10 protein-coding genes and 2 pseudogenes are annotated in these 16,015 nt (G+C 65.1%); 7 read left to right on the top strand and 5 right to left on the bottom strand.

Translation table 11 applies throughout. The features are described from left to right. Positions 1-158 precede the first annotated feature (158 nt). On the top strand, positions 159-1,178 hold the full coding sequence (locus GCL84_RS22030; protein ID WP_156757433.1) for a tyrosine-type recombinase/integrase: 1,020 nt from the start codon (positions 159-161) through the stop codon (positions 1,176-1,178). Positions 1,179-2,200: 1,022 nt separating this feature from the next. Here GCL84_RS22030 and GCL84_RS22025 read toward each other — a convergent pair. Together GCL84_RS22025 and GCL84_RS22020 are read right to left on the bottom strand one after the other, a co-directional pair. Continuing rightward, positions 2,201-2,979, bottom strand: a pseudogene (locus GCL84_RS22025) (transposase). Positions 2,980-3,242: 263 nt separating this feature from the next. Continuing rightward, positions 3,243-4,424 (bottom strand): PIN domain-containing protein, encoded by a 1,182-nt coding sequence (locus GCL84_RS22020; protein WP_197523439.1) that lies wholly within the window; start codon positions 4,422-4,424, stop codon positions 3,243-3,245. Positions 4,425-4,527: 103 nt separating this feature from the next. On the opposite strand from GCL84_RS22020, the gene GCL84_RS22015 reads away from it, so the two are divergent. From GCL84_RS22015 to GCL84_RS22005, 3 genes and pseudogenes are all read left to right on the top strand, one after another. After that, on the top strand, positions 4,528-5,667 hold the full coding sequence (locus tag GCL84_RS22015; RefSeq protein ID WP_197523438.1) for a hypothetical protein: 1,140 nt from the start codon (positions 4,528-4,530) through the stop codon (positions 5,665-5,667). A gap of 89 nt (positions 5,668-5,756) precedes the next feature. Beyond that, positions 5,757-6,071, top strand: a complete 315-nt coding sequence (locus GCL84_RS22010) for a pentapeptide repeat-containing protein (RefSeq protein WP_197523437.1) — start codon at positions 5,757-5,759, stop codon at positions 6,069-6,071. A gap of 116 nt (positions 6,072-6,187) precedes the next feature. After that, positions 6,188-6,410, top strand: a pseudogene (locus GCL84_RS22005) (helix-turn-helix domain-containing protein); the annotation flags it as partial. Between the two features lie 82 nt (positions 6,411-6,492). Here GCL84_RS22005 and GCL84_RS22000 read toward each other — a convergent pair. After that, positions 6,493-6,729, bottom strand: a complete 237-nt coding sequence (locus GCL84_RS22000) for a hypothetical protein (protein WP_197523436.1) — start codon at positions 6,727-6,729, stop codon at positions 6,493-6,495. Between the two features lie 96 nt (positions 6,730-6,825). Here GCL84_RS22000 and GCL84_RS21995 point away from each other — a divergent pair, with 96 nt between their 5' ends. From GCL84_RS21995 to GCL84_RS21985, 3 genes are read left to right on the top strand one after another with little or no spacing between them, the layout of a single operon-like run. Beyond that, the gene (locus GCL84_RS21995; RefSeq protein WP_156757429.1) at positions 6,826-8,034 is read left to right on the top strand and encodes an ABC-three component system protein; all 1,209 of its coding nucleotides are present in this window, start codon (positions 6,826-6,828) and stop codon (positions 8,032-8,034) included. Then, on the top strand, positions 8,031-8,516 hold the full coding sequence (locus tag GCL84_RS21990; RefSeq protein ID WP_156757428.1) for a three component ABC system middle component: 486 nt from the start codon (positions 8,031-8,033) through the stop codon (positions 8,514-8,516). The genes GCL84_RS21995 and GCL84_RS21990 overlap by 4 nt, the downstream gene beginning before the upstream one ends. Beyond that, on the top strand, positions 8,513-10,465 hold the full coding sequence (locus tag GCL84_RS21985; protein ID WP_156757427.1) for a DUF3732 domain-containing protein: 1,953 nt from the start codon (positions 8,513-8,515) through the stop codon (positions 10,463-10,465). Before GCL84_RS21990 ends, GCL84_RS21985 begins: the two co-directional genes overlap by 4 nt. Positions 10,466-10,928: 463 nt before the next feature. On the opposite strand, the gene GCL84_RS21975 is transcribed toward GCL84_RS21985, so the two are convergent. Together GCL84_RS21975 and GCL84_RS21970 are read right to left on the bottom strand one after the other, a co-directional pair. Beyond that, the gene (locus GCL84_RS21975; RefSeq protein WP_156757426.1) at positions 10,929-12,080 is read right to left on the bottom strand and encodes a DUF4238 domain-containing protein; all 1,152 of its coding nucleotides are present in this window, start codon (positions 12,078-12,080) and stop codon (positions 10,929-10,931) included. 455 nt (positions 12,081-12,535) lie between these two features. Further along, the gene (locus tag GCL84_RS21970) at positions 12,536-15,484 is read right to left on the bottom strand and encodes a hypothetical protein (protein ID WP_156757425.1); all 2,949 of its coding nucleotides are present in this window, start codon (positions 15,482-15,484) and stop codon (positions 12,536-12,538) included. Between the last annotated feature and the right edge of the window lie 531 nt (positions 15,485-16,015).

Genomic DNA, 16,015 nt, shown 5'->3' with positions numbered 1-16,015 from the left:
CTGGGGGTCAAGGGGTCGCAGGTTCGAATCCTGTCAGCCCGACGGTCAGAGGAGTCTTCGCAGGTGAGAGCCTGTGAAGGCTCCTCTTTTCTGTGCTTGGGCCGTGCTCCCACACCGAGCACAGCGCTCGGTGCCACCTTGACCCTGAGGTAGAGCACATGTCCTACGAGCCCGAGCCCCCACTGCCCACCAACCCCACATGGTCACGGTACGTGATCGCCTGGGACCGGTCGCTGCGGAGCAACAACAAGCCCAAGTCCACCCGCTACAACTACGAACTCGGCGTCGTGCAGCTGGCGAACTTCTATCACTGGCTGTCCCAGGGCGCACCGCTCGACGAACACACCGGTGAGGCCCACCGCGAATGGGCCGAGGACTGGGAATCGCGGTTCACCGGCATCGACATCGCCGCAGCCGCTGAGGACCCGTGTGCGGTGACCAAGGAACACATCCAGGAGTACATCTACTGGATGATCTCCACCCGGTCGGACTCGACCGCGGTGAACAAGTTCAAGGTCACCAAGCAGTTCTTCCGCTTCCTCGAAGAGGACGATGAGATCGAGTTTTCTCCGTTCACCAAGCTGACCCTGCCGAAGAAGGGGCAGAAGCTCACCCCGATCCTGACCGATGACCAGATCGAGGCATTGCTGGCCCAGTGCACCGGTAAGGATTTCCGGTCACTGCGCAACCGGGCCTTAGTGGAGTCGTTCCTGGACACTGCCCTGCGTTGCGCGGAGATGACCTCTCTAGACACCGCAACCGTCGACCTGCGCCTGGACCGGATCAAAGTCCACGGCAAGGGGGCCAAGGAGCGCATCGTGACCTTCGGCGACCGCACCGGCCGCACCCTGTCCAAGTACGACCGGGCCCGGTCGAAGAAACCCGGGGCCGCCCTGCCGCACTTCTGGTTGGACGAGACCGGCCGCAAGCCCTTGACGATCGCCGGGGTCAAGAGCATGGTCCACCGCCTCGGCGACGCCGCGGGCATCCCGAGCCTCTACCCGCACATGTTCCGCCACACCTTCGCCCACAACTGGCTCCTCAACGGCGGTTCCGAGAACGGGTTGATGCAGATCTGCGGGTGGGCCACCCGCACGATGGTCGACCACTACGCCGCCATCGCCGCAGCCACCCGGGCGCTCGCCGAGCACAAGCGATTGGGAATCCGCGACAGATAGCACCACGGGCTGGGGTCAGGCAGCTGACCCCAGCCCCACCGGGTTGTGCGATGCCTACGGATCAGCCGAGCGCCGAGGAATCAAGTGGAAGCGCCGCAGGAGGAGGCAGACACTCATGTCGACTACGGCAGTTGGCATCACGAGGGATTTATGGGGCATCCGCGCGAAGCGCGACGGCAGCACATTCATCGAGTCGACATCCCTCGGCGTTCTCAACTTCAGCGACGCGAACGCTTTGGTCGTCGCAGCGGTCAGACAAAGGAGACCCGGCTGCTCTGGACGACATCATCGACATCGAGGTCCTGACCGACCTCGGTTGACCTGACCGGTGCCACACCGGCGCTGTACTGGACACATGGACTCACTGACACCAGCACAGCGCACCCTGCGATCCCAGATCGCCGCCCACACCTCATGGCAGAACACTGAAGACCGCACTGCCCGCACCGCGCCAGCCCGCCAAGCCGCCCTCGACCGCTTCGACAGGCAGGTCGACCCCGACGGAACCCTGCCCACAGCCGAACGCGCACGACGCGCCCAGAGCGCACGCAGGGCCTACTTCCGAGCCCTGGCCCTCAAGTCCTCACGAGCACGCACCCGAGGCCGCAACTCAGACGACAACAACTGACCATCCCGACGCCAGCAGTTCTGCAGGCCGTCCTCCAACGCGGTCTGCAGAACTGAACACACCTGTCGCCGCCCATAACATCGGCACACTGGGTCAAGATTTAGTTGCAGTGAGTGATACTGAAGCCAATACGATTGGAAATCGTGCAGGCTTCGAGCGCTGTGCTGGCGAGTAACGGTGGCGTTCCTGTTCTCGCAGAAAGCCCGCCAGTAGGTAAGTGCGACAACAAAAGTAAGCGGTCGTCCAAGCCTCAGGCGTCTGACCGTTCGATGAAGCGCTGTGCTGCGCCAGTGCTCAGGTTGGCACTGCCGAGCCCACAGCGTCGATTAACTCCTCGGTGGCTAAACGATGTCTCGTAACTGATCTTGTGTGCTGTTGTGGCGGCACATGTCGGTCAGCCGGTGAGGATGATGTTGTGCAGGTTGGCGATGCCGGATGCGGTGTCGCCGAGCGTGCCGGCGGCGCGACGGTGGTCGCGCAGGATGCTGACAACTTCATGCGCGCCAGGGCATGTTCGACACGAGCCCGGATCTTGCGATGGGTGACGTTGAGATCTTCCTGCCAGGTCTTCAGTGGTTGCCCGTCACGTCGTTTCCGATAGGGCATGATCACGTCGGGGTTGCCCTGGTAGCCGCCGTCGGCCATGACCGGGCGACCCGTCAACTTCTTGGCGATGCCGGAGTCGTGATAGACAGTGCAGTCGTTGCGGTTGCCTGGTCGCGGGTCGCCGGTGGCGATGACCAGGCGCGTGTCGGCGTCGATCGCGACCTGCAGGTTGGTGGGGTACCGGTAGTTCTTCGACGGTGCCGCCACTCGGTGGTCACGGGCCGGGATCAGGGTTCCGTCGACGATCGCGATCCGATCGGCCCGCCTGCGGCGGACCGGGGCGAGGGCGAGCAGCGGTCCGATGGTGTCGATGAGCCGGTGCGCCGCGGAATGCGAGACCCCGAACAGCGGCCCTATCTGGCGCATCCGCAGGTTCGTGCGCCAGTAGGTGGCCACGAGCAGCACCCGGTCGGCCAGGCCCAGCGCCCACTGCCTGCCGGGGCGCCCGTCGGCGATCTCCTCACCACCACGGCTGGCGACCACCCGCACCAGCTTGCGGAACCAGGCGGGCCGCAACCCGGTGAACGGGAGAATCCACTCCGGGCTCGATGCCGAGATCAGCTGCACACGGACATGATCAACCACCTGCCGCAGCGACCAACCACCGGGTTACGAGACAGCCTTTAGTCGTCCGCCAACTTCGAGCGGAACAAACAGTTGTTGTCCGTTGTCCTACCCGGGCGAAGATGGCGGTGTCCGGCAGATTTGGCGGGTCGGTTGGCGGGTGTCCGGGATACATGGCGGGGCGCTGTGAGATTGGCTACGGGCCCGAGGAACGCGCCCTGCTCACTGCAGCGTCGCGGCCACGACACCGCTGCGTGCGAGGCTGGCTAACGCTCCCCCGGTTGATCCTCGTCCGGACTGATTGTTTCCACCGCGTGCTCCAACCAGCATTCACCGATCGCGGAGCCTTTCTCATCGAGCGTGAGGCGAAATGTCAATGTCGCATCGTGGTACTCGTTCACGTGCATGTAGTGGTTGTTCCAGTCTGAGTCCAAAACATCCAGACTGATTCGGTCCTCACCGTAATAGTCGGATTTGAACGCGAACCCGTCCAAGGTGACAGTGCCCTCGACGGTTGCGGTAAATTCTTTCCAGTTCTCCCCATCGGGAGCGCAGACAAGAGTGGCGAGATCGAAATCGATTGACACCGCCTCAACCGGGTCGTCCTCAATGATAGAGCGAAATTCCCACCCGTTGTCGAGTTCTGCGCCCCAACGTCCAGAAGTCGGGGGTATCACGCCAGCCACCTCGACGTCGACACAGAGATCCAATGCGGCCTTGATGTCCTCGTCCTTGGGACGTGCGAAGGCGGGGTGCTCCAGGCCGAGAGCGCGCTCCACCTCCTCAATGCCAGCGTTGGCGTGAGCAATCGTAGTGGCCACCACCAACTTCACTCCAGGAGAGACCTCGGCTAGTTCAGCGACCAATGCCGGCAATAGGCTCGGCGGCTTCCCAGTGCAGAAGTCCTTCGTGTTGTTGGTGACGAATACGACCCCGTCGTGGCCGCGCTCGACGACATCCAGTAGGGAATGCCAGATCAGCACATCGCGGTAGCCATTGCGACCCTCCGCGTCGAACGGACGCCGTCTCTGCAACGCCCGGTCCAGGATCACCTGGTGGTCGACCGAGGGCACGGGGATGATCACCGCTCTGAGTTCGTCGAGGCGAGCCCGCAGTTCGGTCTCGTAGTTTTCGACCAATGAATGGACTTGGCTTGTCAAATCTGTTCGCGTCATGGGCAAACCCAGCTTCATGAGTCGTTCGATCCGATGCAACCCGACGGCATCAAGCTCGCTGACGAGGTCGTTGGCGTCATGGCGGCGCCCGCGGGCAACCTCTTGGACTACTACATCCGGAACGCAGAAACTGATGCGGCCCTGTTCGACCAGGGTTCGGAGACGCTCCCACGACTTGCCCGTCAACCCCCATTGGTTCCACATCGCGTTCGAGTCAACGACCACTGCCACGGATGCGTGGTGAGCGGGTGCAGAAGGGATCTGATCGATCATGGCGCCACAGTAGTGCAGCTGCCGTCTGTCCGGCCGGAGGACCGGACGTCGGGGACGTCCGTGCCAGTCGGCCTCCGCCCGTGCTAGGAGTGATCCGACGAACGTGCTGTGGCGGGAAACCGTGCCAGCAGAACCATCGGCGACTGGCACCATGGGCTTTCGCGCGGTGATCGTCACCCGCCAACCATCGTTCTGTCGAACGACAGGACACGACGACAAGGGCTCTTCGGATACCGATATGGATATATTGGCAATTTATGAGCTGCCGGTGCCCATCTGGGTGATGTGCGATGCGCTGGGGTCGACCCATTCCACGGGGTATGGGGACCTCCGGTTCGACGTCGTGATGCCGCGGGACCATTCGCCGGATGGGGCTGCCCCGGATGTTCCAGGGATCGCGGCATGGGAGGAGTCAACCGACGGGCAGGTCGTGTGGACGCGTGAATACGGGGCGTTCATCCCGGAGTCGCTTCGACCCGCGACCGCGCTTCACCGTGTGGCTATCACCGCCGTCGCAGGCCCCAGCTACGACCACGTGCCCTGGTTCACTCCCCAGCACCAGCTCGCTGAGTACATCAACAGGTGGTCGGAGGATGTCCGCACCTGGGCGGAGGTGATGACCGGGCAGGATCTCGACCCGAGCCACCGCGTCTACGACGCGGAGATGGTCGGCACCGGGCTCACGTTCATCGATCCGCCCTCCGACGACGCGCTGGGTGTCCGGATCACCACACCAAGAATTCGTCCCCTTCACCCACAGGAATGGGCCGCCATTCTCTCTTTCATTCGGAACGGCCACGAACCCCCTCTGGAAGAGGTGTTGAGCCGGGACGCACGAGCGGCACAACGCCGCAACGCCAACCGGCGAGCGATCTTCGATGCCGCCACAGCACTGGAGATCGTTCTCGGCCGACACGTGCGTGACCGTGCCAATCAGCTGCCTGAAAGCCAGCGGAACCGCATCAGCAACCGCACAGCCCTAGGCACCTACATCTCCATCGCCAGCAACTCTGGCCTTCCGCTCGCCGTTCCGACCGATCGGTTGCTTCGGCTCAACGAGTTGCGCAACGGTGCCGCTCACCATGGCTCAGCGCCTGGCAGTTGGGAGGCAGGCGAGGCGGTACAGGTGATGATCGATTTTCTCAGTGCCCACGGGTTACTTCGTCGGACGGACAAGCAGGAGACCGACGGCAGCGAGTTCGTCCTGTTAGACCGTGTGGGTAACAACTCAGCTGACAGTTGAGGTAATGCGGGTGGCTGTAGGTGGGGCCCATGCGGTGCAGAAGTGTGCCACCGCGTCGTGCACGGTGGCGTCGAGGGTGTCGGGGCGCCTTGAGCAAGGCGCGGTTCAGCGGCCATGCCTGGTTCAGCGAAGCGCGGCTCAGCCGTGTCGCCGGGTTCAGCCAGGCACGATTCAACAGCAGAGCCCGGTTCGACGAGGCGCGGTTCGACGGCGAAGCCGAGTTCGGTCAGGCACGGTTCGACAGCAACGCCGAGTTCGGTGACGCGCAGTTCAGCGGCATCGCCGGGTTCAACGGGCGGCAATTCAACGGCAGCGCCCCGGAGACAATCAGGCCATACCTGGAGCCAGACCACGACGGCGCTACACCCCCTGACGCACATGTGGACCCCGATTCCGATAACTAGGTGTTGCGGGTCATGACGTTGGTGACGGCTGGTAAAGCCTGAGACGAGGGGACGGGTCTTTCGGCGGCAGGATGAGAAGTGCGACCAACTCGTCCGCCGAGCAGAAAGACCCGTCCGTGCTCCACCGTAACGCCCCGCTGTCCGTCGAAGGCCGCCACCGCCTCGTCCAACGCTGCAAGACCCGCCCAATCGCCCACGTCGCGGCTGAGATGGGCATCTCGCGGCAGTGCGCGTCGCGCTGGGTCAACCGCCACCGCCGCTACGGCGAGGCCGGACTGCTCGACCGGCCCAGCGTCCCCGCACCACCAGCCCACCGCCACGCCCGCCGAAGTCGCAGCCCTCAATCCGGCAAGCGGATTGTGATCACCAACAGTCGCTTCCCCAGTTCAACGCGCCCGACCACCAACCATGCACGAGGTCGTTAGGCGTCTACAGCGCCGCCGCCCCGGTCCTCACCGACCAGCAACCCTCCCTGGGCAGCGTCGGCGTCCCTTGAGCCGAGAACCATCGCCGCGACGTCGACGTCGAACGCGCCGTCGCGGCAGCAAAGCAGGCAACGGCGACGATCGCCAGCCGCCTTGACGACCGCGAGCCTGCAGACCACGAGCCTGCGCAGTGACGTCCTGAACGCCATCCGCGCCATCGTCACGCGCACCATTGCCACAACGCCGTGTAACGCGCGAGCACCTCGCCACGGTTAACGGCGGGAAGGTGGATCATGTGATCGGCAGGCGACGCGGCAGGGAGGTTTGAGATGGGTGAGCAGATCGACTTGTTCGAGGCGTCGGCGTCGGCGGTCGGCTACCTCTACCAGCTCCGCAAGGCACTGCACTTCTGCGTCGAACAGACAGGAGCCGGTCCCGACTGGTCCGTGGCCATCGAAGCGGGCGATGACATCGAGGTCCACGAGGACGCGGGGCCGGGCCTCTACCAGCTCAAGCACCGCGCCCCAGGGACCAGGATGACCGACAAAGCCACCGACCTGTGGAAGAGCCTACGGATCTGGGCCAGCGGGTGGACCGAGTCCACCCCCGGCCAGGACCGCCCCACCTTCTTCCTGCTCACAACCGCCGAAGCAGCCGCGGACGGCGCCGCCTACCATCTCCGCCCCCCTGGCCATGGCAGCCCCCGGGACGAGGCGAAGGCACTCGAGCTGCTCGACGAAGCCCGTCGCACCTCCATGAACAAGACCAACAAGTCCGCGTACGAGGCGTGGGATAAACTGACAGTCGACCAGCGTGGATCCCTGCTCGAGCGAGTCCGCGTGCTCGACGCGGCGCCCGACATCGACGAGACGACCGAGCGCCTCCTGCGCCTGCTGGGCGTCGCCGTGGGTCACGAGCACGCGAAGGTCTTCTTGGAGCGCCTCGACGGGTGGTTCTTCCGCAGGGTCGTCGCTCAATTGCGCGACCCGGCGTCGGGGCCGGTGACCGGTCTGGAGTTCGACGTGGTGTTCAGCGACCGCCGCAAGGGCTTCGGCCCGGACAGCCTGCCCATCGACGATGACCTGCCCGAGGTGGGCGGCGCCGACTCCGATGGCGGGGACCAGGTCTACGTCCGGCAACTGCGCCTCGTGAACGTCGGTGACAGCAGGATCCAGCAGGCGGTCAGCGACTACCTACGGGCATTCACCCAGCGTTCGAGGTGGGTCAACGACAACCTGCTTCGGCCCGGTGAGCTGGGCAGATACGAGAAGCGCCTCGTCGAGGAGTGGTCAAGCCGCTTCGAGGAGATGCGCGAGGAGTTGGGGGAACAGGCCGCGGAGGAGATCAAGGTCCGCGAGGCCCGCGCCATCTACCGGTGGGTCGATCACCAGGCCCGGTTTCCCATCCGGCCGGGATGCGACGAGCCGTTCGTCACCAAGGGCTCGTACCAGATCCTGGCCGACGAGCAGCGAGTCGGCTGGCACCCCGAGTTCCAGGAGCGCCTCATGGCGCTGCTCGGATCGGTGTCGAGCACGTGAGCGGCCCTATCGAGTGGAGCAGGGAAGAGCGGGCGCTGTACAATCCGGCCTTTACCGCCCTGGTCTGCGCCCGCGTCGTCCAAGGCCACTGGGAAGCGCACGAACGACCCGGTCCGCTGCCCCTCGTGGTCGCCTCCGCCGTCATGGCGTTGCAGCCCGCGGTCCGGGACCTGCTGCCGAACGCCAACGCCAACATGGCCCAGTGGGCGGAGAGCAACGGGACCGTCAAGGTCCACATGTCCGCCAACGCCCCTGGGCTTCTCGCCGTGGTGCGCCCCGGCCTGCTGTTCGCGTTGCAGACCCGGGTCCTCGTTCTGGAGGGAGCCGCACTCACCCTGCGCGACAAGGCCATCCCGAAAGGAATCCGGAACCGATCGGCCGAAGCCGCCGCAGTCCAGAAGGCCGCCCACATGCTCGGCCGGTGGCTGCCCACCGGCGGACCCACCGCCACCATCCTCACCCTGCTTGGAGTACGACCGTGACCTGGCAGCTCAAGTCCCTGACCCTCTACGGCAAGCAGCCCGGCCAGGTGCGTAGCCTGGAGTTCAACCTCGGCGAACTCAACATCGTCACTGGTGACTCTCTCACGGGAAAGACCTCAATCTGGGATGTCACCAACTACTGCATGGCCAGCAGCGGCGACAACTACCCCATCAGCGCGGGCAAGCTGCGCGAGTACGTCGATGTGTTCGCCGTGCAGATCGTCTGCGGCGACCGCCAACTGTTCGTGGCCCGCCCGGCAGCGCGCGGAACCACCCCGTACCCCCGGTTGTGCCTGGTTTTCCAGCAGCCTGGGGCTCTCCCGCTGGCTGCTGCGCAGTTGGAGTTCACCTTCACCATTGAGGCCGCGCGCAGCCTGCTCGCCGAGTTCACCGGCATCGACCTCTCGATCCGCCTGCCCACAACACGGGGCAACACCATGGCCCCGTCCATCCGACACGCCCTGTACTTCTGTATCCAAGCCCAAAATGTGGTGGCGAACCCCGACCACCTGTTCCACTCGCAGGGCGAAGATCACGGCCCCAGGACGATCCGCGACATCTTCCCCTACTTCATTGGGGCCGTGGACCCCGAACAGGCTGTGCAGCGTGCTCAGCTGCAGCGGATGAAATCCGACCTGCGGACCCATGAACGAGATCTCAACCAGCAGGAATCCGCCGCGCCCGCGTCCGGGCAGGCTCGCGCCCTGGTAAGAGAAGCGGTCGAGACCTCACTGCTCGACCCGCTGGACACCGACGAGCTCACACTGGACCAAGCGCTCGGACTGCTCGATACCGCCGCCTCTACACCCCTGCCCGGCCTGCCCGAGATCCCCGACGACGAAGGCGATCCCCTGGCCGCCCTCTCGCAGGAGCGGGATCGATTGCGCATCGCCTTCCAGCAGACGCGCGCCCGGCTCGCCGAACTGAGAAGCGCACTCCGCGACCGCAGTGAGTTTCTGACACAAGCACTCGACCACCGCGAACGCTTGACCTCCCTGTCACTACTCAAACTCAGCCCTGACATGTCTCCAGGCCAGTGCCCGGTTTGCAACAGCGAGGTGACCGCCCCGAGCGCCGTCGTGACCGCACTACGAACAGACCTGGAGGAGCTCAACGCCAGCGTCGTCCACGTCAGTGACGACACCCCGCAGATCCAAGTTCTCATCGACCAGCAGGAAGAGCTGCTCCGCGAGCACCGCCGCGCACTCAGCGCCAACCACGACGAACGCGACGCACTCGAGGCAGGCATGCGTGAGGCCACTCGGTACCGCGACACCACGCTGCGCGCCGCCGCCGTCCGCGGGCGCATCAGCCTTTTCCTGGAGAACGCCGCGCGCTACACAGTTGCCCCCCGCATCCGCGACCGGCGCGAGGAGATGCACGCAGCAATCGAGGAACTGGAAGATGCCCTCGGCCACGACGTGCAAGCCGATCGGGTCAACAGCAGCCTGTCACTGATCAACCAGAAGATCACCGCCAAGGCCCGGGCACTCGTCCTCGAGCACTCCGAGGCCCCCATCCGGTTCGACCTGCGGCGCCTCACCGTCGTGGCCGACACCGACGACGGACCAGTCCCCCTCAGGGAGATCGGCGGCGGCCAGAACTGGCTGGGTTACCACCTGGCCGCGTTCCTGAGCCTGCACGAGTGGTTCATCGAGCGCGAGCGGCCGGTGCCGCAGCTGCTCGTCCTCGACCAGCCCTCCCAGGTCTACTTTCCCGCTGACTACAAGGGAACGGACCTGGAGCCAGCCGAGGAGTCCGACCGGGCAGCTCTCCTGCGCGCGTACCAAGCCATCGCCGACGCCATCACCACCGCGGACGGCAAGCTCCAAGTCATCGCCATGGAACACGCGGACCTGGAGCAGCCGGTCTTCGCATCCGCGGTAATCCGGCGGTGGCGTCACGGCCAGGGCGCCTTGGTCCCGGCAGAGTGGATCACCGCAGGCTGAAGCCAGGCCAGCCGGTCGCGATGAGATCGCCTGTCTCCTGCCCTACAGACAGTCAGCGGATCACCAAGAGGTTGACGGGCGCACCGGTGCCGCCGACGACCTTCAGCGGGGCCGCCGTGTAGAGGAAGATCCACCGGTCGTCCCCGGCGCAGGCGGAGGGTGAAAGCCCCGGCGCGTCTGAACCTAGCGGCGCTCGACCACGGCTCGCCGTTCATCGACCGCGCAGGGTCTTCCTCGACCTCGACGATCTAGCGTCCGGCCACCCCTGGAATCTAGCAGAGGCGCCGTCAAGAACCGCCGGACGCGGAGGCGGCAGAGAGGTTGAGGACATCGTTCTGGACTCATCTCCGGCACCCAGTTCTTGACCACGGGCACCCACACGACACGAGCTTGCTTGACGATCGACCTGGAGCCGGGTTCCGACATCACCCGCGGGTGGGACGTTGAACCGGGTGGGCTGTGGTCAGGTGTGCGCATACATCCGCGGTGCGGGCAGGTGGTCGGGCTTGTCGCACAGGACTACATCCGGCCTGTCGGCGAAGGTCTCTCTGATCTCCACACAGCAGCCGGGGGGCCGCAACGGGCGTCCGTCGGGGGCTCGGTGCGAGCACCGGAGCCGGCTCTGCGTGCGACGTCGAAAGTGCCGGCGTTCCGGCAGGTCCTGTCGATGTTCGGCGCTGGCGAAGATCATGCGTTCGCGCCCTTGCTCTACGCCGGTGCGGACGAGTGTCCTCATCTGCGATGTGGCGGGCCGGATGACGGCCTTGTCGCCGGTGAAGTCGTTACTGAGCGCGATGACTCTGTGTGGGCTGATCGGCCAGATGATGTAGGGCGTGCTGTTCAGGTCGGGCCGGACGCGACGCCGGAACGGAGCGAACACCGGCGCGTCGCAGGTGGTGAAGCGGCCTTCGGGGTCGTGCCAGATCTCGAGCTGCCTGCCTGTGAAGACGTCGGCGGAGCGCCACATGTCAGTGAACATCAACTCCGTGTGGATGCCCGCCACCCGAAGCGGCTGTTCGGGGTCGTCGATGGAGGTGAAACGGTCGGGTTGTTGTGCGACCAGCCAGGCGTCCTGCTGCAGGCGCAACCTGCGTTGTTGAGCGGTGCGTTGGCGCTGCATGGCCATGGTGACGCCCAACGCGATCAAGTCGTCGAACTCCAACTCATCGGGATCCTCGAGCCTGTTGAAGAGGGTCTGGACCCGTCGCAGCTCGGCGTCGACGACTCCGAACAGCGACTCGACTCGGTTGTGCTCCTGCCCGTCCGCCCCCACCACTCGGTAGAAGTTTTCTGTCACGCAGACATCGGCGAGCCCCAGCGGCCTGACGGTATGCCGCACAGTGTCCAGGGCCCACACCCGCCTGCCGTCGAACGACCAAGCCCGCAAGTAGGTCTTTGGGACATAGTGGTGGCGGCGACTGACCGGATCACCCTCTCGGGCCTGAGCGAGCAGACGTTCCTTGTACTGCCGTGCGCGCTCGGGAAGGAACCGGCCGCCGTCGGTGAACGGGATCTGCCCCCAGGGGTCGCGGACGTTGCTGACCAGCTCCCACTCCGAGGGGTCGAAACCTGCGGGCATCACCCCTTGACCATAGCAAGTGGAGAACTCGACCATCTGCAGATTCCCATTCTGTTTTCACTTCCCGACAGCACCTCGTACGGGGGATGACATTTCATACGAGAACGACAGTTCGACAACACTCACGAGTACGTTGTCAGACCTGCGTCCGCAGTCGACTTTCATCAGCACTCCCGGTGAGTTCGCCTTGGTCGTCAATCAGTCGGACACTCTCTTCGAGATCAGAACGCTGTTGCCCCCGCTTCGAAGCGCACCGCCCATCCGCGCAGCTCGTCGGGAAGCTCCGCGAGTTGCTCGGCTCGGGCGTACCCGGCGGGGCCGCCGCCAAGGTTGTAGACGGCTTGCCGCTTGAGCGGCGTCCCCCAAGGCGGCCGCTGGCGTTCGCCATCAGCCAGCGGAGGTGCTCCATGGGCTTTCGAAAAGACAGACCATCGGAGCGTCTGCGCCGAAGGACGTGTACCCGAGAATCGAAACTCCGCGAGCATCGCCACTCAGGCGCGTTGGTCTTGAACTTTGTCATTGGTGAGGTAGTCGTCGACGGCGTGGGCCAGGGCTTTGGCGTTGGCCGTGGGTATGACGGACCGTACCTGCCCTACGAGTCGGTTTCTCAGCTTTCGTCGGTCTGCGCTACGGAGTGCATGGACCTCTTCCAGGTTTGTCCCGAGGGCAGCGAGGGCGCCGCGGATCGCGTCGGTGAAGTCGTCGGCATGGGTAGTGAGCAGGCCGGCGTGGTCTGCGAGTTCCCTGGCTGATGTGTCGGGGGAGGTGACTTGGATGTGCAATAGTTGGGGAATTGATTTGGGGTCGATGTGGCCGTCGGTGGCCAGGTTCAGGGTTTGGCGTATCGCGGTAGTGGTGAGGGCGAGCTCGCTTGGTGCGACGTCTAGGGTGGTTGCGGTGGCTCGAACGTGGGTGAGGTAGAGGTCGGCTGCTTGGTGCAGGCTGATGTGGTCGTCGGCGAGTTCGAGGACTCGGGCTCCGAGGCTGTGTCGGGTGACTCCGAGTGCGAGGTGTTCGTCGAGGCCAGCCTGGACCAGCGCGGCGATGGTGCGGTGGTCGGCGTCGCTGAGTTCGGTGTCGGCACCGCCTCGTCGTCGGGCGAACTCGGCGAACCAGTTTGTGTGGTCTCCCAGCCGGGAGCGGTGCAGAAGTGAGCTGTGGCCGTCTGCGGGAAACACGTGTTGGGGGGTGTGTTCGACGTGCCGAAGACGTAGCCCGTGCCTGGTGTGCTGGACGTAGGCGACGCAGCGCATGGCCTCGCGGAAGGCGGTGACCCGTCCGGTGCGGCGCACCGTCCGCACCTGGTCCCGCGGCGCGAGGATCGCGATGCCCGCGTTCCCTGCGTAGCCCAACGCAGGCGCGCCTCGTGTTGCGACGCCGCCGACGCGGTCGAAGTCCTCGAAGGCGTCGTGGGGGAACCTCATCGCACAGGACGCCGCCGCGAGGTCGTCTCTGTCGTCGAAGAACTGCTCGATCCGCTGCATGGTCACCGGGGAGTGCCGTCGCGGCCGGTCCGGGAGAGGACCACCGAACGCCAGCGCGGTTTCCCTGGCCCCGATCCACGGATTGAGGTGCAGCTCTTGGGAGTTGGAGCCGAGGAACAGCGGGTGCACTTTGTTGCGCCACTCGGTGTATCGGAATTGGAAGCTGTATTCCGACTTTCGCTGCTGAAAGGTGCCGACGATGTCATTCCCGGCGACGAAGTGCCCCAGGAGCTCCTCCTCGTCGATGATCTGGATCTCCGGGTGTGCCAGCACCTCTTCCCGGTAGTCGAGGTAGGCGACGAACTCCAGGGGTGTGGCGAGCAGTTCCGACATCAGGCGCAGGTCCTGGACGGAGACGATCAACGGCAAAGCCCCCGCCGGCAGGACTCCCCTGCGAGAGAATTGGTCCAGCAGAATCGTCATGCCGCCGATCTTGTCTGCCGTGGGGATGATCACGTAGGCGCGGCGGATCGCCGGGAGGGACAACCGCAACTCCTGGCCCTTGTCGCCCACCAAATCCACCCGACGGCTGCGGTCGAGCGTGCGCAGCAATCGCGTGGCCTGGAAGAAGCCGTCCCCGATGGTGGAGCGCAGGTCAGCGAGCAGGGCTCGTCGCTGGCCGTGGCGCGCGCGCAGGCTCAGGAACCCGCCCTTGCCCTCGACGACGATGGCGATGTCCTTCCACCGCAGCACACCGTCGACCTCGATGCGTTCACCCGGCCGGTCACCGGCGTAGGTGCCGCCCGCCATGGTCGCTGCGTCGGGGAACACCGCGGTGAGAGCCTCGAGTGCCGTGGCCTCCACCATCTCCCCTCGCGCCTCGAAGTACGGCAGGCTGCGCTGATCACCGAAGACCCGTTCCATCACGCGCGACAGGTCGCTCAGGGGCGCGTGCACCAGCGCCAGCAGCAGTCCTTGCGGTGTGGCCAGCAGGGGCGCCGTCGCCAGCGCCGAGTCGAAAAACCTCACGCCATCGGTATTGCGGCCGAGGTCGTCGGGCTTGACGGTGAGGTGCTGGGTCCAGGCGTGAACATCGTCGACCAACTCGACGGGTGCTGCTTCGAGCAGTTCCTCGACCGTGATGGGCAGAAGACGGGTGCGCTCGACGATCAACGCGGCGTGGCGCCGACTCATCCGAGGTGTGGGTGCGCCGGTGACAAGTCGATGCTGCGTCGCGGCAGTGTGCAGGTCGCCGTCCTCCTCCGACAAGGCCGCGTGGAACTCCGCGATCGCCGGGTACATGCGACTCAGCAAGGAGGAGACCAGGTAGCTGAGCGCTTCCAACCTCGGATGGGGGACGCCGCGGCGCCGCATCTGCTCGGCGAGGCGGTTGCTGTACTCCCAGTCGTAACGAGTTATGAACGAGCCCCTGACCGAGACCCATTCCTCGGCCAGGTTCTCGCCGAACAAGCTCTCCTTCATGCTCTCGTAGGTCTGGCCACCGGTCAGGACCCTCGACGCGGAGTCCAGTTGCATGTGCAGGATGCGGACTTGCCTGGCCAACCGCAGGGCCTCGAACGTCGCCTGGGCGCGGCGACGCGACGACGCGAACCACATAGTGCGCGTCGACTCGGCCGCCCGGCAGGACGCCAGGTACTCGATCTCGTAGGCGAAAGCGTTGGGCGACGGGGTAGGCAGGCCCACGATCACCTCGGTCTGCCCGAGGAGCAGAGCCAATCCCACACAATCCCCCAGCGAGGTGAGACCGAGTTCTCGTCGCAGCGCCGTGAGGGCCTCACCGAGCAGTCGCCGGGCCACGACGACGAAGTCCTCGACCCCGTCGACCATCTCCTGCCTCGCAGACGGGCGTATAGCACCCACCGCTTCGTGCATGAACGTGGTCGCAGCTTCGGCTCGTACCCGCGCGTAGCCGCCGGGGATGCCACGCAGCAAAGCGGCGACGTCGAGGTCAAAACCGACGTCCGCTGACTGGATCCCAATCTCCACCACAGTCATCAATTCTTCCACACGAATTACGTCCGCCATGAGCGACGGTCAGACCGGCGGGACTGGTTGCTCGCGCTGACCTATGCCCAGAGCACCACTCTCATGGTCGGGATTAACGACTCCAGACGAGCCCGCAACTCGTCGGTCAGCACTCCCTCAATACCCGACGATCACGGAGCAGCTTGCACGGGTTAAGCCGGTCGAAGGACATCAGCCGTTCGTCATGCCGACCCAACTCTCCGCGCTTCTCCAGGCGCCTGCGGTCCTGCTCGTAGTGGCTGCGACGGCTGTGGACGAGCACGAATCGCAAGTGCAGGGAAAGCTCGGCGAAGTCTGATGGTATCTCGTAGTGGTCGAGGAAAGGCCGCCTCTCCAGCAGCGCTGCTGATCTGGCCAAAGGGGCGCAGTAGATCTTCCCGGTCGAGTGAACTTGCCGAGCTGACCCAAACGTCCTGCATCTGCCCTGATCTGCAGATGGTCGTGGTCCTTGTAGGTTGCGGTCTGTTGGTACTGGTCATGGGCTGAACGGGCGTCGTTGAT

This window comes from Actinokineospora pegani (genome assembly GCF_009745975.1).
GTDB classification, from domain to species: domain Bacteria; phylum Actinomycetota; class Actinomycetes; order Mycobacteriales; family Pseudonocardiaceae; genus Actinokineospora; species Actinokineospora pegani.
This window is presented reverse-complemented; position numbering and strand designations above follow the sequence as displayed.

Bases quoted from the DNA above. Each gene is read 5' to 3' on its own strand.
- GCL84_RS22000 (WP_197523436.1), bottom strand. From the start codon at position 6,729: ATGGTGCGCGTGACGATGGCGCGGATGGCGTTCAGGACGTCACTGCGC.
- GCL84_RS22030 (WP_156757433.1), top strand. From the start codon at position 159: ATGTCCTACGAGCCCGAGCCCCCACTGCCCACCAACCCCACATGGTCA.
- GCL84_RS21975 (WP_156757426.1), bottom strand. From the start codon at position 12,080: ATGGTCGAGTTCTCCACTTGCTATGGTCAAGGGGTGATGCCCGCAGGT.
- GCL84_RS21970 (WP_156757425.1), bottom strand. From the start codon at position 15,484: ATGACTGTGGTGGAGATTGGGATCCAGTCAGCGGACGTCGGTTTTGAC.
- GCL84_RS22020 (WP_197523439.1), bottom strand. From the start codon at position 4,424: ATGATCGATCAGATCCCTTCTGCACCCGCTCACCACGCATCCGTGGCA.
- GCL84_RS21995 (WP_156757429.1), top strand. From the start codon at position 6,826: ATGGGTGAGCAGATCGACTTGTTCGAGGCGTCGGCGTCGGCGGTCGGC.